Genomic DNA, 25,656 nt, shown 5'->3' with positions numbered 1-25,656 from the left:
TTGGGGGCTGGGCTACATGAACACCGATGAAGTGCTGGGTATTTTCCGCGAGGCCGGCGCTGTCCTCGAAGGACATTTCATTTTGACCTCGGGCCTGCGCAGTCCGGTCTTCCTGCAAAAGGCGCGGGTATTCATGCATGCCGACAAGACCGAGCGACTATGCAAGGCGCTGGCGGAAAAGATACGGGCGGCCGTGCCGGGCAAAATCGACTATGTCGTCGGCCCGGCGATCGGCGGCATCATTCCGGCCTATGAAACGTCGCGCCATCTCGGCGTGCCGGCGATCTGGGTGGAGCGGGAAGGGGGCGAGTTCAGGCTGCGCCGCTTCGAGATCGCCAAGGGCGCGCGCGTCGTCATCGTCGAAGACATTGTCACGACTGGCCTGTCGATCCGCGAGACAATCGAATGCCTGCGCGAGATTGGCGCCGACGTTGTTGCCGCTGCCTGCATCATCGACCGTTCGGCCGGCAAGACACACGTTGGCGTGCCGCTCATCGCGCTTGCCGAATACGAGGTCCCGGCCTACCCGGCCGACCGTCTGCCGCCTGAACTTGCCGCCATACCGGCGATCAAGCCCGGCAGCCGCAACATCTGAGATGCGGCTCGCCAATCGGCCGCTCGGACAGGTCTGAGCCGGCTTGCAGGCCAATGGCGTTGCCATTGAGCTCGAGCGGGTCGGCGTGCGTGGCCTTATGACGTCGATCCGGAAGGCAATCTGATCCAGGCCCGTGAATACTGGCCGTCGTCGGCGCAGGTGGCTCCTTAAATCCGCCGCGATTTGGCGGTGAATGCAGCTTACCAAAATGTAAAGCCGAGCCGGCTCGTTGTAGGCCGCTCTCGGTTGTTCTTCAGCCGGCACGTAGCTATATCAACGTTGCGATTGCCTTCCGGTGACCGTAAAGCGCAAGATGTGGCTGTCGCGTCCCGGCTGGAGTGGCCGGCGCGTGAGCCGTGAAGTTGCCGGGAATAGGAACAGAGTGCTTTTTCGACGCCGCAATCCTGATGGCCTGTTTGATCGTGTGCGCACCTACTTGTGGCCGCGCCGCTCGTTTTCGCGCTCGCTTCAATATTTTTCCAAGCGCATCCTGCGGCTGAAAGCCACCCCGCACGCCGTGGCTGCTGGCGTGGCCGCCGGGGTTTTCGCGTCGTTCTTCCCGGTAGGTTTCCATTTTATCATTGCCGCCGTTCTGTGCTGGGTGATCGCCGGCAACCTGGTCGCGGCAGCACTCGGAGCGGTTCTCTTCGGTAATCCACTGACCTTTCCGCTGTTGTGGGGCGCGTCCTGGGAGACCGGCAAGCTCATCCTGCACGATCGACTGCCGGCACATGGTCCGCCCGCGCATCTGGGCGAGATGATGCACACGCTTTCCTTCGCGAAACTCTGGCATCCCGTGCTGGAACCGATGTTGATCGGCGCGGTGCCGCTCGGACTGGTGTTTGGTCTCGTGTTCTACGGCATCACCCGCTGGGGCATGAATGTCTTTCGCGAGCAGAGGCGCAAGCGCTTGGCCGAGCGCGCCAGCCGCCATGCGCAATCGTCTCATCCCGGCGCGAGCGTCGGTTCCACCGCGCGATGATCATCGGCATTGGCAGCGACCTGATTGACATCAGGCGCATTGAAAAGTCGCTGGAGCGGCATGGCCAGCGCTTCATCCAGAGAATCTATACCGACATGGAACAGGCCCGCTCCGAGAACAGAAGAGCCCGCGGGGCTTCCTATGCCAAGCGTTTCGCCGCCAAGGAGGCTTGTGCCAAGGCGCTTGGTACCGGCCTTGCCCAGGGCGTTTTCTGGCGCGACATGGGGGTCGTCAACCTGCCAAGCGGCGCGCCCACCATGGCGCTGACCGGCGGCGCCCTGGCGCGGCTTGAGAAAATCCTGCCGGCTACGCATCGTGCGGTGATCCACCTCACCATCACCGATGATTTCCCGCTTGCTCAAGCCTTTGTGATCATCGAGGCGCTGCCCGTCGAAGAAGCGCCACATTGATTGCTTCTGACGGCTGGCATTGACGTTGCCCAGCGCGCGCCGAGACTCTATACCATCCAACGCACAATCGAGGACGACATGAGCGTGGCTGAAAAATCCGAGAAGAAATCCGGCGGGCTTGGCGAAACCGTCAGCGTCATCGTCCAGGCGCTTTTGCTCGCCCTGGTTATTCGTACACTGCTGTTCCAGCCTTTTTCGATCCCGTCTGGTTCGATGCGGCCAACACTTCTGGAAGGCGACTATCTGTTCGTTACCAAATGGTCCTACGGCTATTCCCGGTATTCGCTGCCATTCGGCCCTGACCTTTTCTCGGGCCGTATCTGGGGCTCCGAGCCGAAGCGCGGTGACGTGGCGGTGTTCAAGTTCCCGCCGGACCCGTCCATTGACTACATCAAGCGCGTGGTCGGCCTGCCGGGCGACAAGATCCAGATGAAGGATGGTCAGCTGTTCATCAACGGCGTCGCCGTGCCTCGGGTGAAGACCGGCCAGATCGACAATCCCGATATCACCGAAATGCCTCAGCCGATCGATGTCTACCGGGAAACCCTGCCCAATGGCGTCAGTTATGACACGCTCGACCTCAATCCGAACTCGATTGGCGACAACACCCGCGAGTTCGACGTGCCGCCCGGCCACTATTTCATGATGGGCGACAACCGCGACAATTCCGCCGACAGCCGCTTTACCGTCGGCTATGTCCCGGCTGAAAACCTGGTTGGCCGCGCCAATCTTGTGTTCTTCTCGATCGCCGGCAAGGCAAGCCCGCTCGAAATCTGGAAGTGGCCGTCGCTGATGCGCGCTTCGCGCCTGTTCCATTTCGTCAATTGATGGCGCTGAAACGACCAACCGGCGAAGCATTGGCCGATGCGGTACAGGCCAGCACGGGTTACGCCTTCAAGGATAAGAGGCTGCTCGAAACGGCGCTGACCCACTCCAGCGCCGTCAAGGCCGCCAGCAACAATGAGCGGCTCGAATTCCTTGGCGACCGGGTGCTCGGCCTGGTCGTTGCCGACATGCTTTTCCAGAAATTTCCCGATGCCCCGGAAGGCGAGATCGCCCCGCGTTTCAACGCGCTGGTCGATTCGCGCACCTGCTCCGAAATCGGCGTCCTGATGGAGCTGGAAACGCTGGTTCGTGCCGATGCTGCCCTGAAGGCGCGCTCACGCGGCTCTGGCGGAAGCTATCTCGCGGATGCGGTGGAGGCGCTTATCGCCGCCATCTATGTCGACGGCGGCATCGAAGCGGCACGGCAGTTCATCCTTCGTTACTGGGAGCCGCGCTCGCGCATGGTCGTGACCAAGCCGCGCAACCCCAAGTCCGAGTTGCAGGAATGGATCGCCAAATCCAGCGAGAGCAGACCGGAATATGTCATTGAGAAACGCGAAGGGCCAGACCATCAGCCGGTCTTCACGGTTGCGGTACAGGTGAACGGTTTCGCGCCGTCGATCGGCACCGGCGGCTCCCGCAGGGCCGCCGAAGAAGCTGCGGCATCGGCTTTTCTGCTGCGCGAAGGCGTCTGGGACAGCGCACCATCTCCAGAAACGCTATAGATTGCCGCCAAACATAGTGCTTTGATTGAAATTATTGGAAGGATGCGCGGCATGACCGCCACTGAAGATGCTGTTGCGGCGACGCCTGCGCCCACCCACTCCGGCTTCGTTGCGCTGATCGGTGCGCCCAATGCCGGCAAGTCAACGCTGGTCAACCAGCTTGTCGGCGCCAAGGTTTCGATCGTTACCCACAAGGTGCAGACGACCCGCGCCATCGTGCGCGGCATCGCCACGCACGAGAATGCCCAAATCGTCTTCGTCGACACACCGGGCATTTTCAAGCCGAAGCGCCGGCTGGACACCGCCATGGTAACGACCGCCTGGGGCGGCGCCAAGGATGCCGATATCGTGCTGCTTCTGATCGACGCCGAGCGCGGCATCAGGGGGGATGCCGACGCCATTCTCGAGCGGCTGAAGGATGTGCGCCAGCCGATGGTGCTGATCCTCAACAAGGTCGACCGGGTCAAGCATGAGGCTTTGCTGGCCTTGTCCGCGGCAGCGAATGAAAGAGTGCCGTTCAAGCGCACGTTCATGGTCTCGGCGCTGACCGGCTCCGGCTGCAAGGATCTGCTCGACTATCTGGCCGAGGCGCTGCCCGCGGGTCCCTGGTACTATCCCGAGGACCAGATTTCCGATTTGCCCATGCGCCAGCTCGCGGCCGAGATCACGCGCGAAAAGCTCTATCTGCGGCTGCATCAGGAACTGCCTTATTCCTCCCATATCGAGACAGAGAAATGGGAAGAGAAGCCGGATGGCTCGGTCCGTATCGACCAGACCATCTATGTCGAGCGCGACAGCCAGAAGAAGATCGTGCTTGGCCACAAGGGCGAGACGATCCGCGCCATAGGCCAGTCCGCGCGGATGGAGATAGCAGGCATTCTCGAGCAGAAAGTGCACCTCTTCCTGTTCGTCAAGGTGCGCGAAAACTGGGGCGATGACCCGGAGCGTTATCGCGAGATGGGTCTCGAATTTCCGCGCTGAAAGCGCCCAGGCGCTAGCGATCTATTGCGCGCGCGACCAGTTCACATTCTTGCAGACCAGCCCGCCGACCACACACCCGCGCGTGACGAGGCTGGCTTTCCTCACCTTGACCTGGATCGAATAGGTCAGGTTGCGCTTCGGGTCGAAGGCCTTGCCGGCAAGCGTGTCGGCGGATTTCGGCGTGACGGTCATCACCAGTTTGTCGCCGACATTTTCGCCGCGGCTGGTGTCCTTGATCCAGAGATTGGTGGCGCAGATGTCGGCGCCGCAAGGGGCGATGCGCACCTTCGCATTGCCGTCGCCACGCATCCAGGTGCCGCTCGGGTCCGGTTGCGATGCAGCGACAGCGGCTCCGGCCAGCCAGAGCACACTGAGCCCCAGCCCAATCTTCTTTACTTTCATGCCGACCTCGCCGCCAATACAGAGGCAAATACGCAGCTCATCCGCCTGGAGTTTCGGGGAGAGACCGCTTTTTCGAACGCTTTCCTGCCTTTTTACGGAACGTCTCGTGCTGACGCTCGAAACTGTAACTGCATCCCGGCCGTTCTTGCTGCGGACGGCAAAGCCCAACGCAGGAGAGTCATTTGTTGAGAACTTACGGAGTGGCCTATCTGGCGACGGCGCTGGTCTTCCTTGGCATCGATTCAATTTGGCTGACGCTGACGGCGAGCCGGCTCTATCGGCCGCTTCTGGGTGACATGCTGGTCGATGGCTTCAACCTCACTCCGGCCATCCTGTTCTACCTCATCTACATCGCCGGGATCGTCTATTTCGCCATTCAGCCGGCTTTCGGCACCGGCAGTGCGATGACCGCAACCATGAATGGCGCCGTTTTCGGCTTCGTTGCCTACGCCACCTATGACCTCACCAACCAGGCGACGCTGAAGAACTGGCCGGTGCAGATCACCATTGCCGACCTGTGCTGGGGAACGGTCCTGTCAGCCACCGCTGCGACGATCGGCTTTCTCATCGCCAGGCATTTTGCGCGCGTCGCATAGCTATTTTCTGCCGTCGATCAGGCCGGCCACCAACAGCCCGACAAAGGCGGTGAGCGTGCCAACACTTGTCGCATTGAGCTTGACGAAACTTGCATATTCCTCGGGCGTGTAGACATGCATCGGTGCGCCGTAGCGCCCGTGCAGCAAGGCGAACACAAGGAAGGCAAGGCCGGCAATGGTCAGGCCGATCAGTTTCTGGTTGGGCCTGAACACCACAAGGCCGATCAACACGCAAGGGATGAGAAACATCTCGACGCCCGACGCGGTGCCGAACACCTTCGCGCTCAGCATCGTGTTGGCGATACCAGCCACGGGCAGCAGCGCGCGGCCGGCAATCGTGTTCAATCGCGCCACCGCTGGCACGGCGGCGAAGAATGGCGTCGACAGGAACAGCCAGTATGACGGCGCGATATCAGGCCCGACCAGCCAATAGAGATAAAGCGGATAGAAGGGCTGGTTGGAGACAACCACCAGCGCGATCAGGTTGGCAGTGGCTACCAGCGGATCGTCATGCGCGGCGTAGTTCTTTATCGACAGCCAGAGCGATGAAAGGCTCAACTCTGGCTGTCCGTGGCCGGGCGCAGCCGATAATGGCTGACGCCCCATTCCTCGCCGTTGGCGTGGCCGAACAGCCCAGCGGTTGCCAGGAAGAACAGCCGCCAGCGCCGGCGCCACAAAGCGGCATCCTTGCCGTAGACATCCGTCAGGATACGGTCGATTTCCGGTAGATTGGCGTCGAAATTGGCAAGCCAGTCATTCGCGGTTCGTTCGTAGTGCTTGCCGCTCCAGCGCCATTCCTGCTCGACTTCGAAAATCTCGGGGAAGCGCCGGATCAAGCCATGGCTTGGCATGACGCCGCCGGTGAAGAAATGGTTGGCAATCCAGTCGCTCTTGTCGGCATGGTCGAATCGGTAGCAGCCCTGTTTGTGGGTGAATACATGCAGGAACAGCTTGCCGTGCGGCGCGATCCAGCCCTTGACCCGCCCCAGCAGCGCCTTCCAGTTCGACATATGTTCGAACATCTCGACCGAGACCACCCGGTCGAACACGCCTTCCGGGCTGAAGTCGTTCATGTCGGCGGTGATGATCTGGACATTGGCCAGTTTCCGCATTCTGGCCTGCTCTTCGATATAGCGGCGCTGCGGTGCTGAATTGGAAACGGCGATGATTTTGGCGGACGGAAAACGCTCGGCCATGAACAAGGTCAGCGAACCCCAGCCGCAGCCGAGTTCGAGGATGCGCTGGCCGTCGGCCAGATCGGCATGGGCAATGGTCTCCTCCAGCGCCCGCACCTCGGCCTGCTCAAGCGTTTCGGCGCCGTTGTCATAGAGGCAGCTCGAATATTTGCGGCGTGGTCCGAGCGCCAGACCGAAAAAGGCCGGCGGCAGTTCGTAGTGCTGCTCATTGGCGGCCTCGACATGGGTGGCGATCGGATGCTCCGCCATGGCGCGGGCGAAATCGCTGTCGGTGGCCATTGAGCCCGTGGACAGGCGCCGGCGCGTACGGCCGACGAGAAACTGGATGCCGTATCGGGTTACCGGATCCGGGAATGGTGTGCGTTCGACCGTGGTTATGGCTGAGGCGATCAGGTTCATGAGATTTAGCTCCCCGGGCTTTCGAGAGACGATGGCTGCAGTGGCGGGCCGGGCCAGAAGGCATTGATGCGGCGCTGATAGGCGCGAAAGGCTTCACCACGCGATTGCAGCATATGCGCCTCCAGCGGCGGTATGCCGGAGACATGCACCAGCAGCCAGTACATGAACGCTGGTCCGCAAAGTGCTACCCAGCCCCAAGGGTAGACGCCGCTGAGGTCGATGGCGATCGCCGTGTAGGCGAGCCAGCCCAGCCATTCGAAGAAGTAATTCGGATGACGCGAATATCCCCAGAGGCCGACATCGCAGACCCGCCCCTTGTTGGCAGGGTCAGCACGGAAGCCCGTCAATTGACGATCGGCCAGTGCTTCGCCACCAACAGCGACGATCAGGATTGCCATACCCAGCCAATCGCCGAGGCGAAGCCCAGGCGCCGGGTTGTGGGCTGCGGCGGCGATGGCAAGCACCAGCAGGAAGGCGCAAGCCGCCTGAATCTGCAGGAACCAGAACAGGCGTCGGGGAAAATCCCCGGCCCAGTCCTTTCGCAACTGCGCATAGCGGGGGTCATCACCACCCTTCCTCGTGCGGGCGACGATGTGCAGGCCGAGGCGTAGCGACCAGAGCGCAGCAAGACCCGCGACGATCATCTGCCGCGTCGTTGGCTGCGAAAGCGCGCCGAAGGGAATCAGCGATGCCGCGACACCGGCGGCGCCCACTGCCAACGACCATGTTGCATCCACCCATCCAGATTTCCCGGAGCGAAGCGCGATCGCCCAGGCGCCTGTCATGGCGAGCGACAGCGCGACGGCGAGGACGGCAAGGATGGCGAGAGGCGTCATGGAAGATCGTCTTGATTGGATGTTGTTCGAGTCAGGCCAGTAACGCTCGGCCGCCTGCGCGAGTTTCGGCTGGCTTGGCAAAAACCGCCTTCTGCCGGCGACCCATCCGCCGAAGGTCCCTGCATGTTGAATCGTGTCAGCGTATTTTCGCCGATGAAGTGGTGGCAAATGCCTGCGTTAGTGGCGGAAAATTCCGACATATATAGATGTAAAAGGAATGAAATTTTAAAAGTATTGAATGGTGTGGATTATAAGATAGTTGTATGTTGATTAACATTAAATATAGATGGCGTTTGTAACATAAATATGACACCGTGCCGATTGTGCCAATTGTACAATGTGCCGAACAATCCGAGTGTTATTTGTGCAACACGAATTTAATCTGTGTTCGAAATATGGATTATTTCAGGAATCGTCATTGAAGGCGGACGATCGATGAGTATGTTCCGGGCCGAAAGGGGCGAGCGGTGCGAGCCTTTTTCATTGTGGGGGTGAGGCGGGAAATGTTGCCGCCAACCACAAAATCCGAAGCCATTTTTAACTTTGACTGGAGAGGTCAGAAAATGAACATCAAGAGCCTTCTTCTCGGCTCAGCTGCGGCTTTGATCGCAGTCTCCGGCGCGCGCGCCGCGGACGCTGTCGTCGTCGCCGAACCGGAACCGGCCGAATACGTCAAGATCTGCGACGTCTATGGCGCTGGCTACTTCTACATTCCCGGCACCGAGACCTGCCTGCGCATCGGCGGCTATGTCCGTTACGACATCGGCGCTGGCGACGTCGGCTCGCTCGATGGTGTCAATCATGTCCCGGACCATCAGGACGGCAACACCCATTCGACCTTCTACAAGAACACACGCTTCACGCTGAAGACCTGGACCGGCCAGGAAACCGAACTCGGTACCCTGAAGACCTACACCGAGACCCGCTTCAATTACGGCAACAGCAGCGGCGACTATCTCAATCAAGGTGCAACCAACGCCGACGACTGGCAGGGCCGTAACAAGTCGCTCTCGCTGCGTTTTGCCTGGATTCAGCTTGGTGGCCTGCGCGTCGGTAAGGACGATACGGCGTTCGATACATTCATCGGCTATGCCGGCAACGTCATCCAGGACACGATCGTGCCTTATGGCGGGCAGGAGAGCAACGTCGTTCAGTACTACTTCGACGCAGGCAACGGCTTCTCGGGCCTGGTCTCGCTCGAAGAAGGCGCCGGCAAGCTCGGTACCATCGACAGCTATGTTCCCCACGTCGTCGGCGGCTTGAAGTACAAGGCCGATTGGGGCGCGATCACCGGTGTTGTCGCCTATGACAGCAATTACGAAGAAGTGGCCGGCAAGGTTCGTGTGGACGTCAACGTCACCAAGGAATTCTCGCTGTTCGTCATGGGCGGCTACGGCACCGATGACAACCTCACCGACCCGACCAATGCAATCAACGCGAAGGGCCGTGGCTTCTACAAGCAGTGGGGCGGCAACTGGGCAATCTGGGGCGGCGGCACCTACAAGATCAACGCCAAGACGTCCTTCAATGCCCAGGTTTCCTATGACGACTGGAAGAACCTCGGCGTCGCCGCGAACATTGCCTATACCGTTGTGCCCGGCTTTACGGTCACGGCTGAAGTCGACTACCAGAACGTCGGCAATGATACCCCGGCCAACTCCTTGTGGGCCGGCGCGACCAAGAAGAGCAACCTCGGCGGCATTCTCCGCTTCCAGCGCTCGTTCTAACAGATCAGCCGATCTTATCGACCGCCCGCGGCACCAGTGCTGCGGGCGTTTTTTGTCGGTCGATTTTCCAGACAGGCCGGCGACCGTGCAGGCGACCTGGCTTGATTTCACCTTCCAGACTATGAAACGCTCTCGCCGACCCTTCAATCAGGTCAAATGCGTCGCGCTCGATGATGATCGTGCTCGCCAGAGGCTGTCGTTCAATTGACATGCGGCCTCGCTATCGCTTCCGCGTGGACCTGACCTCCAAGAATGGCCTGCGACCATGGCCCGCCGTTCCGTCCGGAGCGTCGGGCCTCATCGCAATTTGGGGCATAGCGGACCACAAGCTCACCTTTTGATACGCCGCTACGGGTAACCTTCTTTGACAAGGCCACCTCCGCACGATGGTGTCAGGTACACCAACACGTCATCTTGATTTCGCCACCCAACCGGTGAAAAGCTTTCGCCATGGAGTGGCGCGACGAGGGAATCATTCTCGGCACCCGCAAGCATGGCGAAACCAGCGCCATTCTCGAGGTGATGACGCGCGCGCATGGGCGCCATCTCGGCCTCGTGCGCGGCGGCCGCTCGCGCAAGCAGCAGCCCGTCCTCCAGCCAGGCAACCGTGTCGACCTGTTGTGGCGGGCACGGCTTGACGAGCATCTCGGCACCTTCCAGGCTGAGGCCATCGAGATGAATGCCGCCCGGCTGATGGACAGCGCGGTCGCCGTATACGGCCTCCAGACCATGGCGGCACACTTGCGCCTGCTGCCGGAACGCGACGCCCATCAAGGGCTCTACGAGACACTTGGCGTGATGATCGTCCATCTCGACGATGCCGATGCGGCCGGCGAGTTGGTGGCGCGCTTCGAACTGCTGGTGCTGGACGAACTCGGCTTCGGTCTAGATCTCAGCCAATGCGCCGCGACCGGCGTGCGGCAGGATCTTGCCTATGTCTCGCCAAAATCGGGCCGCGCCGTATCGCGTGAAGCCGGCGCGCCTTGGCATGACAAGATGTTGGCACTGCCAGCCTTCCTCCAGCGCGGTTCCGGCCTGCGCGCCGACCCAGCCGCGATCGAGGATGCCTTCCGGCTGAGCGGGTTCTTCTTCGCTCGCCACGTCTATGAGCCGCGCGGTATCGAGGAGCCTGGCGCGCGGACCGGTTTCCTCGCGGCATTGCGCAAGCACCACGCGGCGCGCAAGGTTATCACCGGAGAAAACGCTGCATGAGCGAAGTGGAAATCTACCCAGGCCGGGTCTCGCCGCTCGGCCTTGGCACCATCCCGCACGAAGACATATTGCGATACAGCGGGATCGAACTTCTCCAGCGCATCATCGACGGCAAATATCCGGCGCCGCCGATCTCCTTCCAGCTCAATTTCGCGCTGACCGAAGTCTCCGAGGGCCGCGCTGTTTTTTCGCGGTGTGCCAAACGAGCGTCATCTCAACCCGCTGGGCAGCGTACATGGCGGCTGGGCGGCGACATTGCTGGACTCAGCCCTGGGCTGTTCCGTGCAGACATTGTTGAAAAAGGGCGAGGCTTACACGACGGCGGAGTTCAAGGTGAACCTGACGCGGCCGATCAAGCCGAAAACCGGCGAGGTGGTGTGCGAAGGCAAAGTGATCCACAAGGGCCGGACTTTGGCGGTGTCGGAGGCGACACTCAAGGATGCCAATGGCAAACTGCTGGCTTTCGGCACCGAAACATGTTCGATCTTTCCGGCCGCCAACCTGGCCGAGCGTTGATTTGCCCGGCCATCGGCCGCACTTGAATTGCTTAGCCGTCTGTCGGCCATAATTGATTGTCAGTGAAGACCGGCCTGGTTTGGGGGAACCGCCATGTTTGAAAGCCTGATCGGCCTTGTCGCGATCATCGCGCTGTTCGTCATCATATCTCGCCAGCAGAGCCGCATCGGCCTGATCGAGCGCGAGCTTGGCGCGCTGCGCAGTCTTGTGCTCTCAAGTGCCCAGGAGGTGCTGCCTGTGGTCAAACCATCCGAACTGGCGGTGCTGGAGACGACCAGCCTGGATGCCCCAGCTGTAACCAATGAGGCCACTCCTGTTGCCACGGAGCCTGTGGCGCAATCAGCGGCCGCGGCAATGTCGGTGACCGTTGCTGAAGCGCCGGCCGTGGTTGAGCCCAGCCAAGCAGCATCTGGCCCGTGGAGCGCCGGCGAAACCACAGCGGCAACGGCCGGATCCATCCCGCCAATTTCCGAACCGGCGAAAGCCGCCAGGAAACCTGACATCGAGACCGCTCTCGGCACCCGCTGGGCGGTCTGGGTTGGTGGCATCGCGCTTGCAATGGGCGGCCTCTTCCTGATTCGCTACACCATCGAGGCCGGCATTTTCGGCCCCGGTGTACGGCTTTCAATGGCCGCTGTGCTCGGTCTGGTTCTGGTCGCTGGCGGCGAGTTCATCCGTCGCACCGGCTTCAAAGTACCGGTCCAGGGTGCCGCCGGCGCCTACATTCCGGCCATCCTGACAGCCGCCGGCGCCTTCATCCTGTTCGGCACGGTCTATGCGGCTTATGGGGTCTACGGCTTCATCGGCCCGACATTCGCCTTTGTGCTGCTCGGCATCATCGGCATTGCCACCATTGCCGCAAGCCTTGTCCATGGCCTGGCGCTGGCCGGCATCGGCTTGCTGGGCGCCCTGGTGACACCGGCGCTCATCAGCTCGCAGACGCCCAATTTCTGGGCGTTGTTCGGCTATCTCGCAGTCGTGCTGATCGCCACCAGTGTCATTGCCCGCATGCGCGACTGGACCTTCCTGATGGCGGCAGCCTTTGCCGGCACCGGCATCTGGACGATCCTCTACATGAGCGATGCACCGGCCGCGAACCTCTCCATCATTCTCTTCATCGACGCGGTCACGCTGGGAGCGCTCGCCTTTGTCTGGCTCGGCCATCGTGGCGGCGACGCGGAACCGGGGAAAAAGGGCTTCGATTGGCCATCGATCGTGCCGGGAGCTTTTGTCGCGTTTTCGGCTCTGGGCCTGTCGGTCGATACGACACTTGTCGCCGCCGGGGATGCCTTGCCGGGTGCCGTGGTCCTTGCTGCTCTTGTCGCTGTTGCGGCCTATCGGCCGCGTGCCCTGCCGCTGCTGCACGCTGCTGGACTGGTGACCGTGCTGATCCATCTGGGCATCATTCCGCCTACCAACATCGGCTCCGATTTTGCGCGAGGCAATGTCGGCTTTGACGGGCTGCCCGTGACGGCAGGCAATGCCCTGACGTTGCGTATCGGCATTGGCCTCGCCTTGGTTTTCATTGGCGCCGGATTCTGGTCCGCGCGCCGCTTCGCGGCTTCGGCGCAAATCCGCGCCGCCTCTTGGGCGGCATGGGGCGTTGGCGCCCCACTGATCATCCTGCTGGCGCTGTGGCTCACCTACGGCAACCTCGACCGCGACCTTGCCTATGCGGCGGTCGCAGCCCTTCTCGTCGTGGTTTTCGCGGTCGGTGGCGAATGGATCGCACGAGGCGAAGAACCGCCATTGCAGGGCAGGGTGGCGACATCCTTTGCACTCGGTGGCGCGGCCATCGCCGGCCTGTTGATGCTGCACATGGCCTTCGGATCCGGCTGGACCACCATTCTGCTCGGTGCCTCCGCCATCGTGCCGGCGCTGGCTACGCGCTGGCGTGGCTATCCCGTGCTTGGCTGGATCTCTGTCGGCGCGGTGATCGCGGTGCTTGGCCGCGTCGCCTTCGACCCGACAATCGTTGGCGCCGAGTTACTGTCGACGACGCCGGTCTTCAACTGGCTGCTGCCCGGTTATGGCGTGCCGGCACTTGCCTTCGGCTTTGCCGCCTGGCAGCTCGCCCGCACCACCAATGGCCGGCCGCGTCTTGTCATGGAGGCGGCGACAGCGCTGTTTGCGCTGCTGACGCTCGCCATGCTGGTGCGCCATGCCATGCATGGCGGCGTCATCAACACCGACACGGTGACACTGGCCGAGCAGGCGATTTACACGCTGATTGCCATCGGCGCCGGCGGCATCCTGGTCGCCATCGACATGCGTTCACCGAGTTCGGTGCTGCGCTATGGCTCCATGGCGGCGGGTGTTCTTTCGGTCGCTTTCATTGTCATCCGACACTTCGTCGTGCTGAACCCGCTGTTCACGGACGAATCGACCGGCCAGATCCCGGTCTTCAACCTGCTGTTCCTTGCCTATCTCTTGCCGGCGATCGCCGCTGGCGGGCTGGCGCTGTATGTGCGAGGCAAGCGGCCAAGGTGGTATTCGGCCATGTTGGCGCTGGTCGCTGCCTTGCTTGCCTTCGCCTACGCCACGCTGACCGTGAGGCGCATCTTCAAGGGCGAATTCATTGGCCTCTGGAGCGGCCTTGGCCAGTTGGAAACCTACACCTATTCCGCACTCTGGCTGGTCATTGGCGTGGTGCTGCTAACCGCGGGTGTCTGGCTGAAGTCGCAGGTGCTGCGCATCGCGTCCGCCGCGCTGATCGCGATTGCCGTGCTGAAGGTGTTTCTCTTCGACATGTCGGAACTGCAAGGCGTCCTGCGGGCGCTGTCCTTCATCGGCCTCGGCGCCGTGCTGATCGGCATCGGCCTGTTCTATCAGCGGCTGCTGACGCAGGCAGCGAGGGAGAAGGCGCCGGCTGGCGAGCCATGACACCAGGATTTCACTTTGGGCGGGAATAAAACGGCTGTCCGCCACGTTATCTCATTGCTTGGGTGACCGGGGCGGCGGACCGCTTCGCGCTGGCCGCTTGCGCCGCGCCGGGAAGGCGCGTTGAATTGGGATCAACAAAGGCGACCTCAGAACCAGCGGTCATGAACGAAAAGAAGGCAGCAATCCTTGGCGAAATACCGCGCCTGCGCCGCTACGCACGCTCGCTTTTGCGCGACCGCGATGCTGCCGACGACCTTGTTCAGGACTGTCTCGAGCGGGCACTCGTCCGGCTCGACAACTGGCAGACAGGAGAAAGCCCCCGGAGGTGGCTGTTTACGATCATGCATCATTTGTTCATCGACCAGATGCGCAAGGTGAACCGGCGCGGCGAAGCCGCGATGCTGCCCCTGGAGGCCGGCGAGGCGCTTGCCCAGCCCGCCGAACAGGTGGAGAGCATCGCCTCGCGCGAGATCATCGACGCCTTGCAGGCGATCAGCCCCGATCGCCGTGCAGCTCTTGTCATGGTCGCCATCGAAGGGTTTTCCTATGCCGAGGCCGCCAATATCCTTGGCGTTCCGGCGGGCACGCTGATGTCGCGCATCGCGCGCGGGCGTGAGGAATTGCGCGGCCTGCTCGATGACACCGCGCGCCGCCGCGCCATAAGGATCGTCGAGAAATGATCCGCCGCGATTTTTCCGAACGTGACATCCACATGGCGCTCGATGGTGAGCTGCCCGGCGACGAGCGCGTGGCCTATGACGCCTGGCTCGACGCGAACCCTGAAATGAAGGCCAGGAGCATCCGCTATACCGCCGACCGGGCCGCATTGCGCGCCGCCTTTGCCGGTGTGCTTGATGAACCGGTGCCGGCGCGGCTGCAGAAGGTCGTGCTTGGCGAGGCGCCGTTCAGGGTTGCGGCATCACGCTCGCGCTGGTGGCTCGCGGCTGCTGCCGCGGCAATGCTCGCCGTTGGCGGTCTGGGTGGCTATTTTGCCGGCATTGACAGGATCGGCCAGGAAGATCCGGCCGAGGACCAGCTTGCCGAGCAGGCGATCGCCGCCCATGTCATCTACGCCGCCGAAAAGCGGCATGCGGTCGAAGTGCCGGCCAGCGACAAGGATCATCTGCAGACCTGGCTGTCCAACCGCGTCGGCTTGAAGCTGGTGGCGCCGGATCTGACCGCGAACGGTTTCCAGCTGATCGGCGGCCGCTTGCTGCCAGCCGGCGATGGCAAGGCCGCGATGCTGCTCTATGAGGACGACAAGGGCGAGCGCATCTCTCTCTTCGTCACGGCGGAATCGACCGAGAATGCCAGGGGCACCTATGCTTCGGCGCAAGACGGCCCGCAGGCCGTCTACTGGCTGGACAAGGGCTATGGCTGCGCCGTCGTTGGCTCATTGCCTCGCGAGCAATTGGCCGTGGTGGCCAAGAGCGCCTACGGCCAGCTTCTGGCTGGCCTCGCCACTTGAACGGCCTCACCTCGAGGTGAGGCCAATCCGCGAATAGCGATCGTGTTCAAAGCTCTTTTTCACGATTGGGCAGGCGTCGAATCTGTCACAATTCGGCCCTATTCGAGGTGCGATAGCGCTTGATGACTCCCAGCACTTCGGCTGGCGTCATGGACGTTTTCGAACAGGGCCTTTTCCAACAACCCAATCGAGGTTTTTCGAGCTCCGCATGCCTGCCGAGATCCGCAAGGCCCGCGCTTCCGACGTCGATGATCTCGCCGCCATTGAGAAAGCTGTTTTCTCCGGCGACCGTATCTCCCGCCGCTCTTTCCGCTTGTTCATCGAGCGCGAAACCGCCGAGACGCTGGTTGCGGAATGCGACGGCCGCGTCGCCGGCTATGCCATCGTGCTGTTTCGCAAGGGCAGTGGCGTGGCCAGGCTCTATTCCATCGCCATCAGTCCGTTCTTCGGCGGCCGCGGCATTGGCCGCACGCTGCTGGAGCAGGCGGAGGACGCCGCCTTCGAGCATGGCCGCATGATGCTGCGTCTTGAGGTGCGTGAGGACAACGCCAGGGCGATCCGCATCTACGAGCACAGCGGCTATCGCAAGATCGGCCGCGAGCCCGGCTATTATGAGGATGGCCAGGCCGCGCTGCGCTACGAGAAGACGCTGCGCGGCGACATTCCGATCGCCACGAAGGTGCCGTTCTACCCGCAGACTTGCGAATTCACCTGCGGCCCGTGTTGCCTGATGATGGCGATGGCCAATTTCGATCGCGCCTTCGTGCCGGATCCGGTCATGGAGATCCGCCTGTGGCGCGAGGCGACGACCGTCTTCATGATGTCGGGACCTGGCGGCTGCGAGCCGTTCGGTCTCGCCGTCTCCGGCCACGAGAGCGGGCTTTCAGCGGAAATCCACGTGTCATTTTACGGCGCGCTGTTCCTGCAATCGGTGCGCAGCGAGGACAAGCGCCGGGTGATGGAACTGGCTCAGGTCGACTTTCGCCGCCGCGCGGAACTTTACGGTATCCCGGTGAATTATCGTCCGTTCACCATCGACGACATTCGCGCCGCGATCGCCGGCGGCAAACTGGTTCTGGTGCTGATCAGCGGCTTCCTGATGTTCGGCAAGAAGGTGCCGCATTGGGTGCTGGCCATCGGCGATGATGGTGACCATATCCTGATCCATGACCCCTGGGTCGAGGACGAAAGGCAGGAGACCATCCTTGATGCCGCCAACATTCCCGTGCCTTACGGCATCTTCATGAACATGGCGCAGTTCGGCCGCGACGGACTGCGTGCCGCCATCACTCTGGGAAAGCGCTGATAACAATGACCTGGGTCATCCTTACCGGTAGGCAGAGCGATCTCGATCAGGTGGCGACACCGCACAAGATCATCACCAACCGCGATTACCTCGCGCATCCTTCGCTGTTTCGCGGCCAGCGGCCGAAGGTCATCAACCTGTCGAACAGCTACAGCTACCAGAGCCGTGGCTATTATTCCTCGTTGTTGGCGAGTTCGCGCGGCCACAAGGTCATTCCGACCGTCGAGACGATGATCGACCTGTCGGAGCGCAAGCTCTACGAGCATGCGCTGCCCGAATTGGAGCTGGCGCTGAACAAATGCCGCAAGGATCTGGGCGGCGCTTTTCCGGCCAAGGTCTGCATCTTCTTCGGCATCGGTCCGTCGAAAGTCTGGGACCGTTTCGCCAAGCTGCTGTTCGACTGGTTCCGCGCGCCGGCGCTGGAAGTTCACATCAAGGACAGCGCCGAATGGGCGTCGATCCGCAAGATCGGCTTCCATCCGCTGGCCCGGATGACGGAGGATGAGGAAGCGCACTTCATCCAGTGCCTCGAGACCTATACCAACCGCGAATGGCGCGACACCAAGGGCCGCACGCCGGCACGCTACACCTTCGCCACGCTGGTCGACCCGCATGAGGAACTCCCGCCGTCGGAGATTTCATCGCTGCGCTACTGGGCCAAGATCGCCGAGAAGATGGGCGTTGAAATCGAGCCGATCACCAAGAAGGATCTGGCCAAGCTCGCCAACTACGACGCCTTGTTCATCCGCGAGACGACATCGATCTCCAACCATACCTATCGCTTCGCCCGGCGCGCGCAGCAGGAAGGCATGCCGGTCATCGATGATCCGCTGTCGATGATCCGCTGCACCAACAAGGTCTATCTCAACGAGTTGATGACCTACAACAAGGTGCCGGTTCCGCCGACAGTGATGATCGCCGGTACCTCGGATCTCGAGCTAGCGGCGCAGACGCTTGGCTTCCCGCTGGTGTTGAAGATTCCCGACTCCTCTTTTTCGCGTGGGGTGAAGAAGTGCGGCACCTTCGAGGAGTTGAAGACGCTCGCCACCGAGTGGCTGGAGGATTCCGACCTTCTGATCGCGCAGAAATTCATTCCGACCGAATATGACTGGCGCGTCGGTGTGCTCGGCGGCCAGCCGCTGTTTGCCGTTCACTATCTGATGGCCAAGAAGCACTGGCAGATCGTCAACCACAAGGCCAACGGCAAGCCCGACCAGGGCGGCATCAAGACCTTCACCTTGAAGGAAACGCCGGCTCATGTCGTCGAGACGGCGGTGAGGGCGGCGCGCTGCATCGGCGACGGCCTTTACGGTGTCGATCTCAAGGAAACCAAGGACGGCGTCTTCGTGATCGAGGTCAACGACAACCCCAACCTCGACCATGGCTGGGAAGATTCCGGCGAGAAGGACGAAGTCTGGGTTCGTTTGACCCAGTGGTTCCTGGAGCGGCTCGATCGGCCGGGCGGTCGGGGATAACAGTCTGATTTCGATCAGGATTTCACAAGCAGGGCCGGCGAGCCGACGGAGCGCAGGCATTCACCGATCAGCCATTGTCTGAACGCGACCACCACCTCTCGTCGCGCGCTCCTTTGCGATATCGTCAGACAATAGGGCTGGCGCAGTTCGAGAGCCCGGACGAAGGGCCTGACCAATCGGCCGTCCTCCAGGGCCTCCGCGCAGAACACGCCCTGGCTGAGCGCCACGCCGAGGCCGGAAATGGCGAGGTCCAGGGCTGCTCGCGACGAATTGGCTGAAAGGCCACGCTGAAGGGCGCGGCCGGGTTCGATGCCGGTCGCTTCGAACCAACTGCGCCAGGAGGGAAACGATGCCCCCGCCGGCCCCCAGTCGGTATGGATCAGCGGCAGGCCGAGCAGACCACCGGCATCGCTGGCGCGATCGGTGGCAATGCTTGGCGCGCAAACCGGATAGACAGCGTCCGGGACGATGTCCTCAGTGATATGGTCGCGATAGTGAGGCCCATAGGAAAGCCTGATGTCGATCAGATCACGGTCGAACGATACCGGGTCGTCTTCGCCTCTAAGCGATATGTCGACCGCGCCATGAGCCGCGACAAAGCCCGCCAGCCGGGTTGAGAGCCAGCCCATTGCCATGGATGGCGGAACCGACACGACGAGCCGCGACCGGAATTCGGAATTGCCCAACTCCCGCGCCACGCTGCCGATCTCTGAAAATGCCGTCGTCAGCCGTGGCAGCATTTCCACGCCTGCCTCGGTAAGCACGACGCGGCGGTTGATCCGATGAAACAGCTTTCGGCCCAGTTGGTCCTCAATGGTCCGGATCAGCTGACTGACCGCTGCGGCCGAGATCGAAAGCTCTTCGGCGGCTGTGGCAAAGCTGCCGGTGCGCGCTGCGGCTTCGAAAGCCTGGAGACCACGTAAGGATGGAGATGCAATCATCGCAACCAGATAGATAAGGTGGTCTTATCTAAATTGCAGAAATCCTCGTTTTTGGAAAGGTTTTATGTCGGCTAGGGTATGAGATCAGAGCCGTCACCGGAAAAGCCAATGGACCATCGTGAAGCAATAGCATCCCTGACCCAGGAAGAGCGCAATCGCCTGACTGCCAAGTCTGATATCAGGGGGCTCGTTCAACTCGCCGCGCATTTTGGTGCGATTCTGATCCTTGGCTGGCTGATCGCCGCGAAGGTACCGCTGTGGCCGATCCTGATGTTGCCGCAAGGCATCCTGATCGTGTTCCTGTTCACGCTTCTCCACGAAACCGTGCATCGCACGGCGTTCGAAACGCAGAGGCTGAACGACGTTGTGGCACGCATATGCAGCCTGGCCATCGCGCTGCCGGCCGACTGGTTCCGCTACTTCCATTTTGCCCACCACCGGTTCACGCAGGACCCGGAGAATGATCCGGAACTGGCGTTCCCAAAACCGGAGACGTGGCGGCAGTATCTCGTCCATGTTTCCGGCATTCCGCTATGGCGCGGACATTTCCAGACGCTTTGCACCAATGCGATGGGCCGGTGCCGGGCAAGCTACGTTCCGCCCAAGGGCTACGGCAAGGTGCGCGCCGAGGCACGCGCCATGCTTGTCTTCTACGCCGTCATGCTTGTTCTGGCGGTCTATTTCCGCGCTACGGTCCTGCTTTATGTCTGGATCCTGCCTGTGCTGCTGGGACAGCCGTTTCTGCGCCTCTATCTCCTCGCGGAGCACGGCCGTTGCCCGTTCGTCGCCAACATGCTGGAGAACACCAGAACCACGCTGACTAACTGGGCTGTCCGCAAGCTGGCATGGAACATGCCGTTTCACGCCGAACATCACGCCTATCCGGGCGTGCCCTTTCACCAACTGCCGGAGTTTCATGCCTTGATAGAGCGGCACCTCAAGGTGATCGAGCCGGGCTATGTCAGCTTCCACGGCAAATACACCGAGACACTGCGCTGAGACAGCTTCAGCCGGAATGGCTGCGTGCGGCGCCCGATTTCAGCAGCCGAAGTATATCCGCCGCATTTGATGGCGGGCCAATCAGATAGCCTTGGGCTTCGACGCAGCCATCCTTGCGCAGGATGTCGAGCTGCCTCTCGGTCTCGACGCCTTCGGCTGTGACAACGATGCCGAGCTCCGCGCCCAACGCGATGATGGTGCGCACGATCGCGGCGGTGTGGCGATTGCCGATGTCGCGGGTAAACGAACGGTCGATCTTGATCTTGTCGACAGGGAAGCGCCTGAGGTAGCCGAGTGAGGAATAACCGGTGCCGAAATCGTCGAGCGCGATCCTGACGCCCAGTTCGCGCAACTGGCGCAGTGCCTTCAGCACTGTGTCGCTCTCGTCCATCAGCACGGTTTCGGTGATTTCGAGTTCCAGCCGGCTGGCCGGCACGCCGGAAAAGGCCAGCGCCGAGATGACATTGCGAGCGAAGCCGCCGTTTCTGAGCTGCATGGCCGAAACGTTGACCGCAATGCTCAGGCCGGGGGGCCAGCTTGCCGCCGCCGTACAGGCCTTTCTCAGCGCCCATTCGCCAAATGAAATGATCAGCCCGGTTTCTTCAGCCGCCGGAATGAATTCATCCGGCACCACGACACCACGGGTAGGCGAATGCCAGCGCATGAGTGCCTCGGCGCCGACAATCTCGCCTGACGCAATGTTCATGATCGGCTGGAAATCGAGATCGAGCTCCTGGCGCGGCAGCGCCGTTTCGAGATCGATCTCAAGCGCATGGCGCGCCCGCACCATGGCGTCCATCGCGGGCTCGAAGAAGCGGCAAAGGTTACGCCCTTCGCCCTTGGCCCTGTAGAGCGCCATATCGGCATTTTTCAGGAGCGTTTCGGCATCCTTGCCGTCATTGGGGAAAATCGCCACCCCGACGCTGACGCCGACATGCATGTCGCGGCCCCTGTCACGAAATGGCTTTGCGATGCTCTCCACAATGCGTTTCGCCAGTTTTTCCGCGTCGGCCGAGTCCCTCACGCCGGACTGAAGGATGACGAACTCGTCGCCGCCGAAACGGGCCACGATGTCGGTGTCTTTGCGCAGGCAGCGCTGCAGCCTCTCTGCCACGCATTTCAGCAGCCAGTCGCCTGCCGGATGTCCCCAGGTGTCGTTGACCGCCTTGAAGCGGTCGAGGTCGAGCGACAGGATCGCCAGCGGTGCCGCCTTGGCTTTGCCAAGGGCCTGGTCGAGCCGTTCGCGAAACATCGAGCGATTGGGCAGGCCGGTCACCGTGTCGTAATGCGCGAGCTGGGTCATGCGCTCTTCGACACGCCGGCGCTCGGTGACATCGTCGAAAGTGGCGACCCAGCCGCCGCCGCTCATCGGTCGGCGCGCGATCATCAGCGCTCTGCCATCGGCAAGATGGCGATAGGTGGACCGGGTCTCCCCGGCCTGCATGGAGGCTGATGTTCTCTCTACTTCGTCTTCGACGTCGATGTCGTCGGGATAGATGCCCTTGTCGATCAGCAACCCAAGCAGTTCGCGATGGGTCAGGCCAAAAGGGAAATCGGCTTTGTCCAGCCGAAAAAGTTCGAGGAAACGCTGGTTGCGCACGATCAGCTTGCCGTCGACGTCATACATCAGCAGGCCTTGCGACATGTTCGCCAGTGCTGCGTCGAAGCGTCGATGCTGTTCCTTCAGTTCCTGCTCCGCGCGCCGCTGCACGGTTATGTCCTCATAGATCGACACCCAGCCGCCAGAAGCGAGCGGCCGATGCGAGATGTCGATGGTGCGTCCGTCGGACAGTATTTCCTCATACGTCGAGGGCTTCGCCTGGTCGATATAGGGTTTTCGAATGGCGTAGAGTTCCTCGGCGGTTTGCGAGGCAACACCGATGTCGACGCTGTGCTGCAGGATATCCAGAAACCGGATGCCTGGCCGCACCACCTTGGCATCGAGGCAGAAGATATTGATGTAGTTGCCGTTGCAGATGATCATGCGCTCACCGGCATCGAACATGCACAGCCCATGTGACATGTTCTCGACCGCGGCCGAAAAGCGCTCATTCTGTTCGCGCAACTCGTCCTCGATATGCTGCGGCAAGCTCAAGCCTCCGGCCTCTCGTCCAGCGACGGGTAAACCATGCTTGGTATCAGCGACGGGCATAGGGCGCGCCTGCAGACCGTGATCGGACAAGATACTGTTGTCTGTTCGGGTTAATTTAGAGCAAAGGAAGGTTTGGGCCAGCCTTGCTGATCTTTAGCCAGCTGAAGGGGCAGGCGACTTGGCGCGCGATTTTTCGATGGCCGCGAACCGCTTGAGGAAAGCCTTCTGCGCCCAGGTTACCGAACGGGACGTGAAATCGAAGCGATCGGCACTGAAACCGCGCGGCCGGCCGAAGAACTCGGTCGCCTCGGCGGTCGAAAAGCCGGCAAGGAGTGTCGCCTCGAAATAGGCTGCGATCTGGTCGGCGCGCTTGATGTCCCTGCGCAGGCCGTCGCCATGTTCGGGCGCCAGCGAAAAGCGCAGGTGGATGGCGCGCTGCAGCCGTAGTTCACAATCCTTGTAGCTGCCGCCCATGACCGACTTGAACGGCGAGATCATGTCGCCAATGACATATTCGGGCGCATCGTGCAGCAGTGCCGCCAGCCGCGCGTTGGCCGATGCCTCGGGCACCAGGTCAGCAAAAATCGCCTCCACCAGCAAAGAATGCTGGGCGACCGAAAAGGCATGGTCGCCACGGGTCTGGCCGTTCCAGCGCGCGACGCGGGCAAGCCCGTGCGCGATGTCCGAAATCTCGATGTCGAGCGGCGAGGGGTCGAGCAGGTCGAGCCGCCGGCCGGACAGCATGCGCTGCCAGGCGCGCGCCGGCGCGCCGACACGGTCGGCCGCCATCAGGCGCCCTCCGCGCCAACAGTTTCCTGTGGGTAGCTGAATTTGGCCCAGGCCGGTATGGCAAGCGAGACGGGAATGTCGCCGGCCATGATCTGCTGGCCGGCATCAAGCGCGGCCTTGACGCGATCGATGCGCGCGATGGCAAGGCCGGTGGTGCCGGCATTCGAGCCGAGCGTCCCGACCGGCCGCCCGTCGACGGTCAGTTCGGTGCCGGCGCCGGGCAGGGGCTGCTCGGCGTTGACGATCAGCACGCGTCGCCTGGCGGTGCCGCGGTGGTGCATGCGCGAAACCACTTCCTGCCCGACATAACATCCCTTGCGGAAGCCGACACCTCCGGTTTCGTCGAGCAGCACATCATGCGGGAAGGCATCGCTGAGCGGATAGTCGGCCCCGCTCTCGGCAATGCCATGGCTGATGCGGAACGCCTGCCATGCTGCAATGTCGCCGCTCTGTGCAACGCCGCCATAGGAGCGGGTGACACCGCCATCGGGGAAGCGCTTGTCGGCAACCGCTGTTGAATCACTTTGTGAGGCGGTTGACTCATCTCCCCATGCAATGGCGACAATCGCTTGTTCCGCTTTGGCAATCTCGACCTTGGCGCGCAGCTTGTAGAGCATCAGCCGGCGTACGAAATCGTCCGATATGTCGGCGCGGCATTCGAGGCGGAACGCGTTTTCACCAGCACGTGAGATCAGGAAGTCGAACAGGATCTTGCCTTGCGGCGTCAAAAGCGCGCCGGGCTTCGCGTCGCCAGCAGCCAATGCATCGAGGTCGGTGGTCAGGATGTTTTGCAAAAAGTGCTCGGCGTCCGGGCCAGACACGGAAATGAGCGCGCGGTCGTTGAGCGAGGCAAAGGGCATGGGCGGCAAACGAACCTGATCTTGCAAAACAGTCGGCCATTACGTAAGCCGCTGACACTCCCCCCGCAAGAGAGCATGGCCATGACCTACGACCTCATCCTGACAGGCGGCACGGTAGTCAACCACGATGGTGAAGGCCTGCGTGATGTCGGCATCAGCGGCGGTCGCATTGCCGCCATAGGCGATCTCGGCCAGGCTTCGGCCGGCGAAACAATAGACTGTCGCGGCCTGCATATATTGCCGGGTGTCGTCGACAGCCAGGTGCATTTCCGCGAGCCGGGGCTGGAGCACAAGGAAGACCTGGAGACAGGGTCGCGCGCGGCCGTACTCGGTGGCGTGACCGCCGTGTTCGAAATGCCCAACACCAATCCGTTGACGACGAGCGAGGCAGCACTTGCCGACAAGGTGCGGCGCGCCACTGGCCGCATGCATTGCGACTTTGCCTTCTGGGTCGGCGGTACCCGGGAGAACGCAAGGGATGTGGGTGAACTCGAGCTGTTGCCGGGCGCTGCCGGGATAAAAGTCTTCATGGGTTCGTCCACCGGCGACCTGCTGATCGAGGATGACGAGGGCGTAGCCTCGATCCTCAGAAACACGCGCCGGCGCGCCGCGTTTCATTCCGAGGATGAATTCCGCTTGCGCGAACGGCTTGGCGAGCGGGTCGATGGCGATCCGTCCTCGCATCCGGTGTGGCGCGACGAGATCGCGGCGCTGCGCTGCACCGAACGGCTGGTGCGCATCGCCCGAACTGTTCGAGCCCGCATCCATGTTCTGCACATTTCGACAGCGGAAGAGATCGTGTTCCTCGAACGGCACAAGGATGTCGCGACATGCGAGGCGACCCCACACCATCTGACGCTCTCGGCTGATGACTATGCGCGGCTCGGCACATTGATCCAGATGAACCCGCCAGTGCGCGCCGCCCGCCATCGCGACGGCATCTGGACCGGCATCGCGCAAGGCATCGTTGACGTGCTTGGCTCGGATCATGCTCCGCACACGCTGGCCGAGAAGGCAAAGCCCTATCCGGCTTCGCCATCGGGCATGACCGGCGTGCAGACACTGGTTCCGATCATGCTCGACCACGTCAATGCCGGGCGGTTGACCTTGCAGCGCTTTGTCGATCTCTCCAGCCACGGCCCGCAGCGCATTTTCGGCATGGCCAGAAAAGGCCGCATCGCCGCCGGCTATGATGCCGATTTCACCGTTGTCGACATGAAGCGGCGCGAAACCATCACCAATGCACAAGCCGGTTCAAAGGCCGGCTGGACGCCCTATGACGGCAAGCAGGTTACCGGCTGGCCGGTCGGCACGGTCGTGCGTGGCCGCCGCATCATGTGGGAGGGCGAGATTGTCACACCCGGACAGGGCAGGGCGGTGGAATTTTCGGAGGCACTGCCCATCGCGTAAGGGCGGCGCCTTGAGACACTTCAACTTGGTG

The 25,656-nt window shown here is 61.8% G+C and carries 25 protein-coding genes and 1 pseudogene; 17 read left to right on the top strand and 9 right to left on the bottom strand.

What is annotated here, in order from left to right:
• Nucleotides 1-16: 16 nt before the first annotated feature.
• From pyrE to era, 6 genes are all read left to right on the top strand, one after another.
• Complete coding sequence (pyrE, locus tag GA829_RS26910; RefSeq protein ID WP_195175607.1) at nt 17-595, top strand: orotate phosphoribosyltransferase; 579 nt, start codon at nt 17-19, stop codon at nt 593-595.
• Between the two features lie 382 nt (nt 596-977).
• Nucleotides 978-1,577 (top strand): DUF2062 domain-containing protein, encoded by a 600-nt coding sequence (locus GA829_RS26905; RefSeq protein ID WP_195179817.1) that lies wholly within the window; start codon nt 978-980, stop codon nt 1,575-1,577.
• Entirely contained in the window at nt 1,574-1,987 is a 414-nt protein-coding gene (gene acpS, locus GA829_RS26900) for a holo-ACP synthase (RefSeq protein ID WP_195175606.1), read from the top strand. The genes GA829_RS26905 and acpS overlap by 4 nt, the downstream gene beginning before the upstream one ends.
• Before the next feature lie 78 nt (nt 1,988-2,065).
• On the top strand, nt 2,066-2,815 hold the full coding sequence (gene lepB / locus GA829_RS26895) for a signal peptidase I (protein ID WP_195175605.1): 750 nt from the start codon (nt 2,066-2,068) through the stop codon (nt 2,813-2,815).
• Nucleotides 2,815-3,537, top strand: a complete 723-nt coding sequence (rnc, locus tag GA829_RS26890; RefSeq protein ID WP_195175604.1) for a ribonuclease III — start codon at nt 2,815-2,817, stop codon at nt 3,535-3,537. The genes lepB and rnc overlap by 1 nt, the downstream gene beginning before the upstream one ends.
• Nucleotides 3,538-3,588: 51 nt before the next feature.
• Nucleotides 3,589-4,518, top strand: a complete 930-nt coding sequence (era, locus tag GA829_RS26885) for a GTPase Era (RefSeq protein WP_195175603.1) — start codon at nt 3,589-3,591, stop codon at nt 4,516-4,518.
• Between the two features lie 21 nt (nt 4,519-4,539).
• Here era and GA829_RS26880 read toward each other — a convergent pair whose 3' ends face one another.
• The gene (locus GA829_RS26880; protein ID WP_195175602.1) at nt 4,540-4,920 is read right to left on the bottom strand and encodes a DUF2147 domain-containing protein; all 381 of its coding nucleotides are present in this window, start codon (nt 4,918-4,920) and stop codon (nt 4,540-4,542) included.
• Nucleotides 4,921-5,105: 185 nt separating this feature from the next.
• On the opposite strand from GA829_RS26880, the gene GA829_RS26875 reads away from it, so the two are divergent.
• Nucleotides 5,106-5,516, top strand: a complete 411-nt coding sequence (locus GA829_RS26875; protein ID WP_195179816.1) for a DUF2177 family protein — start codon at nt 5,106-5,108, stop codon at nt 5,514-5,516.
• Here the strand turns inward: GA829_RS26875 and GA829_RS26870 are convergent, their stop codons facing one another.
• From GA829_RS26870 to GA829_RS26860, 3 genes are read right to left on the bottom strand one after another with little or no spacing between them, the layout of a single operon-like run.
• Complete coding sequence (locus GA829_RS26870; RefSeq protein WP_195175601.1) at nt 5,517-6,074, bottom strand: hypothetical protein; 558 nt, start codon at nt 6,072-6,074, stop codon at nt 5,517-5,519. It abuts the gene before it with no gap.
• The gene (locus tag GA829_RS26865; protein WP_195175600.1) at nt 6,071-7,111 is read right to left on the bottom strand and encodes an SAM-dependent methyltransferase; all 1,041 of its coding nucleotides are present in this window, start codon (nt 7,109-7,111) and stop codon (nt 6,071-6,073) included. The genes GA829_RS26870 and GA829_RS26865 overlap by 4 nt, the downstream gene beginning before the upstream one ends.
• A 5-nt stretch (nt 7,112-7,116) precedes the next feature.
• Entirely contained in the window at nt 7,117-7,947 is an 831-nt protein-coding gene (locus GA829_RS26860) for a DUF1295 domain-containing protein (protein WP_195175599.1), read from the bottom strand.
• A 563-nt stretch (nt 7,948-8,510) separates the two neighbouring features.
• Here GA829_RS26860 and GA829_RS26855 point away from each other — a divergent pair.
• Nucleotides 8,511-9,674, top strand: coding sequence for a porin (locus tag GA829_RS26855; protein WP_195175598.1), 1,164 nt, complete (start codon nt 8,511-8,513; stop codon nt 9,672-9,674).
• 4 nt (nt 9,675-9,678) lie between these two features.
• On the opposite strand, the gene GA829_RS26850 is transcribed toward GA829_RS26855, so the two are convergent.
• Complete coding sequence (locus GA829_RS26850; protein ID WP_195175597.1) at nt 9,679-9,885, bottom strand: hypothetical protein; 207 nt, start codon at nt 9,883-9,885, stop codon at nt 9,679-9,681.
• A 239-nt stretch (nt 9,886-10,124) separates the two neighbouring features.
• Between GA829_RS26850 and recO the strand changes: the two genes are divergently transcribed.
• The 7 genes and pseudogenes from recO to GA829_RS26815 all read left to right on the top strand — a co-directional run bounded on the left by recO (nt 10,125) and on the right by GA829_RS26815 (nt 18,534).
• Nucleotides 10,125-10,886 (top strand): DNA repair protein RecO, encoded by a 762-nt coding sequence (gene recO / locus GA829_RS26845; protein WP_195175596.1) that lies wholly within the window; start codon nt 10,125-10,127, stop codon nt 10,884-10,886.
• A pseudogene (locus GA829_RS37365) lies at nt 10,883-11,402 on the top strand (PaaI family thioesterase). The gene recO and the pseudogene GA829_RS37365 overlap by 4 nt, the downstream one beginning before the upstream one ends.
• 93 nt (nt 11,403-11,495) lie before the next feature.
• Nucleotides 11,496-14,285, top strand: coding sequence for a DUF2339 domain-containing protein (locus GA829_RS26835; RefSeq protein ID WP_195175595.1), 2,790 nt, complete (start codon nt 11,496-11,498; stop codon nt 14,283-14,285).
• A gap of 161 nt (nt 14,286-14,446) precedes the next feature.
• The gene (locus tag GA829_RS26830; RefSeq protein ID WP_195175594.1) at nt 14,447-14,965 is read left to right on the top strand and encodes an RNA polymerase sigma factor; all 519 of its coding nucleotides are present in this window, start codon (nt 14,447-14,449) and stop codon (nt 14,963-14,965) included.
• Entirely contained in the window at nt 14,962-15,753 is a 792-nt protein-coding gene (locus tag GA829_RS26825) for an anti-sigma factor family protein (RefSeq protein ID WP_195175593.1), read from the top strand. Before GA829_RS26830 ends, GA829_RS26825 begins: the two co-directional genes overlap by 4 nt.
• A 208-nt stretch (nt 15,754-15,961) precedes the next feature.
• Nucleotides 15,962-17,059: a peptidase C39 family protein gene (locus tag GA829_RS26820; RefSeq protein ID WP_195175592.1), complete on the top strand. Its 1,098-nt coding sequence runs from the start codon at nt 15,962-15,964 to the stop codon at nt 17,057-17,059.
• Between the two features lie 5 nt (nt 17,060-17,064).
• Entirely contained in the window at nt 17,065-18,534 is a 1,470-nt protein-coding gene (locus GA829_RS26815) for a RimK family protein (RefSeq protein WP_195175591.1), read from the top strand.
• 14 nt (nt 18,535-18,548) lie between these two features.
• Here GA829_RS26815 and GA829_RS26810 read toward each other — a convergent pair whose 3' ends face one another.
• Nucleotides 18,549-19,475, bottom strand: a complete 927-nt coding sequence (locus GA829_RS26810; RefSeq protein ID WP_195175590.1) for a LysR substrate-binding domain-containing protein — start codon at nt 19,473-19,475, stop codon at nt 18,549-18,551.
• Nucleotides 19,476-19,583: 108 nt separating this feature from the next.
• On the opposite strand from GA829_RS26810, the gene GA829_RS26805 reads away from it, so the two are divergent.
• Entirely contained in the window at nt 19,584-20,474 is an 891-nt protein-coding gene (locus GA829_RS26805) for a fatty acid desaturase family protein (protein WP_195175589.1), read from the top strand.
• Nucleotides 20,475-20,481: 7 nt separating this feature from the next.
• Here GA829_RS26805 and GA829_RS26800 read toward each other — a convergent pair whose 3' ends face one another.
• The 3 genes from GA829_RS26800 to ygfZ all read right to left on the bottom strand — a co-directional run bounded on the left by GA829_RS26800 (nt 20,482) and on the right by ygfZ (nt 24,215).
• The gene (locus GA829_RS26800; RefSeq protein WP_195175588.1) at nt 20,482-22,626 is read right to left on the bottom strand and encodes a putative bifunctional diguanylate cyclase/phosphodiesterase; all 2,145 of its coding nucleotides are present in this window, start codon (nt 22,624-22,626) and stop codon (nt 20,482-20,484) included.
• Nucleotides 22,627-22,719: 93 nt separating this feature from the next.
• Entirely contained in the window at nt 22,720-23,355 is a 636-nt protein-coding gene (locus tag GA829_RS26795) for an HD domain-containing protein (protein WP_195175587.1), read from the bottom strand.
• The gene (ygfZ, locus tag GA829_RS26790) at nt 23,355-24,215 is read right to left on the bottom strand and encodes a CAF17-like 4Fe-4S cluster assembly/insertion protein YgfZ (RefSeq protein WP_195175586.1); all 861 of its coding nucleotides are present in this window, start codon (nt 24,213-24,215) and stop codon (nt 23,355-23,357) included. The genes GA829_RS26795 and ygfZ overlap by 1 nt, the downstream gene beginning before the upstream one ends.
• Nucleotides 24,216-24,290: 75 nt before the next feature.
• On the opposite strand from ygfZ, the gene GA829_RS26785 reads away from it, so the two are divergent.
• Nucleotides 24,291-25,625: a dihydroorotase gene (locus GA829_RS26785; RefSeq protein ID WP_195175585.1), complete on the top strand. Its 1,335-nt coding sequence runs from the start codon at nt 24,291-24,293 to the stop codon at nt 25,623-25,625.
• The last annotated feature ends 31 nt before the right edge of the window (nt 25,626-25,656 follow it).

Source organism: Mesorhizobium sp. INR15, from assembly GCF_015500075.1.
Lineage (GTDB): Bacteria > Pseudomonadota > Alphaproteobacteria > Rhizobiales > Rhizobiaceae > Mesorhizobium.
This window is presented reverse-complemented; position numbering and strand designations above follow the sequence as displayed.

Excerpts from the sequence above, each read along its gene's own strand:
- GA829_RS26880 (WP_195175602.1), bottom strand. The coding sequence starts at position 4,920 with ATGAAAGTAAAGAAGATTGGGCTGGGGCTCAGTGTGCTCTGGCTGGCC.
- GA829_RS26795 (WP_195175587.1), bottom strand. The coding sequence starts at position 23,355 with ATGGCGGCCGACCGTGTCGGCGCGCCGGCGCGCGCCTGGCAGCGCATG.
- acpS (WP_195175606.1), top strand. The coding sequence starts at position 1,574 with ATGATCATCGGCATTGGCAGCGACCTGATTGACATCAGGCGCATTGAA.
- pyrE (WP_195175607.1), top strand. The coding sequence starts at position 17 with ATGAACACCGATGAAGTGCTGGGTATTTTCCGCGAGGCCGGCGCTGTC.
- GA829_RS26810 (WP_195175590.1), bottom strand. The coding sequence starts at position 19,475 with ATGATTGCATCTCCATCCTTACGTGGTCTCCAGGCTTTCGAAGCCGCA.
- GA829_RS26835 (WP_195175595.1), top strand. The coding sequence starts at position 11,496 with ATGTTTGAAAGCCTGATCGGCCTTGTCGCGATCATCGCGCTGTTCGTC.
- GA829_RS26860 (WP_195175599.1), bottom strand. The coding sequence starts at position 7,947 with ATGACGCCTCTCGCCATCCTTGCCGTCCTCGCCGTCGCGCTGTCGCTC.
- lepB (WP_195175605.1), top strand. The coding sequence starts at position 2,066 with ATGAGCGTGGCTGAAAAATCCGAGAAGAAATCCGGCGGGCTTGGCGAA.
- GA829_RS26865 (WP_195175600.1), bottom strand. The coding sequence starts at position 7,111 with ATGAACCTGATCGCCTCAGCCATAACCACGGTCGAACGCACACCATTC.
- GA829_RS26815 (WP_195175591.1), top strand. The coding sequence starts at position 17,065 with ATGACCTGGGTCATCCTTACCGGTAGGCAGAGCGATCTCGATCAGGTG.
- era (WP_195175603.1), top strand. The coding sequence starts at position 3,589 with ATGACCGCCACTGAAGATGCTGTTGCGGCGACGCCTGCGCCCACCCAC.
- GA829_RS26800 (WP_195175588.1), bottom strand. The coding sequence starts at position 22,626 with ATGCCCGTCGCTGATACCAAGCATGGTTTACCCGTCGCTGGACGAGAG.
- GA829_RS26785 (WP_195175585.1), top strand. The coding sequence starts at position 24,291 with ATGGCCATGACCTACGACCTCATCCTGACAGGCGGCACGGTAGTCAAC.
- GA829_RS26805 (WP_195175589.1), top strand. The coding sequence starts at position 19,584 with ATGGACCATCGTGAAGCAATAGCATCCCTGACCCAGGAAGAGCGCAAT.
- GA829_RS26850 (WP_195175597.1), bottom strand. The coding sequence starts at position 9,885 with ATGTCAATTGAACGACAGCCTCTGGCGAGCACGATCATCATCGAGCGC.
- GA829_RS26855 (WP_195175598.1), top strand. The coding sequence starts at position 8,511 with ATGAACATCAAGAGCCTTCTTCTCGGCTCAGCTGCGGCTTTGATCGCA.
- GA829_RS26830 (WP_195175594.1), top strand. The coding sequence starts at position 14,447 with ATGAACGAAAAGAAGGCAGCAATCCTTGGCGAAATACCGCGCCTGCGC.
- recO (WP_195175596.1), top strand. The coding sequence starts at position 10,125 with ATGGAGTGGCGCGACGAGGGAATCATTCTCGGCACCCGCAAGCATGGC.
- ygfZ (WP_195175586.1), bottom strand. The coding sequence starts at position 24,215 with ATGCCCTTTGCCTCGCTCAACGACCGCGCGCTCATTTCCGTGTCTGGC.
- GA829_RS26820 (WP_195175592.1), top strand. The coding sequence starts at position 15,962 with ATGCCTGCCGAGATCCGCAAGGCCCGCGCTTCCGACGTCGATGATCTC.
- GA829_RS26825 (WP_195175593.1), top strand. The coding sequence starts at position 14,962 with ATGATCCGCCGCGATTTTTCCGAACGTGACATCCACATGGCGCTCGAT.
- rnc (WP_195175604.1), top strand. The coding sequence starts at position 2,815 with ATGGCGCTGAAACGACCAACCGGCGAAGCATTGGCCGATGCGGTACAG.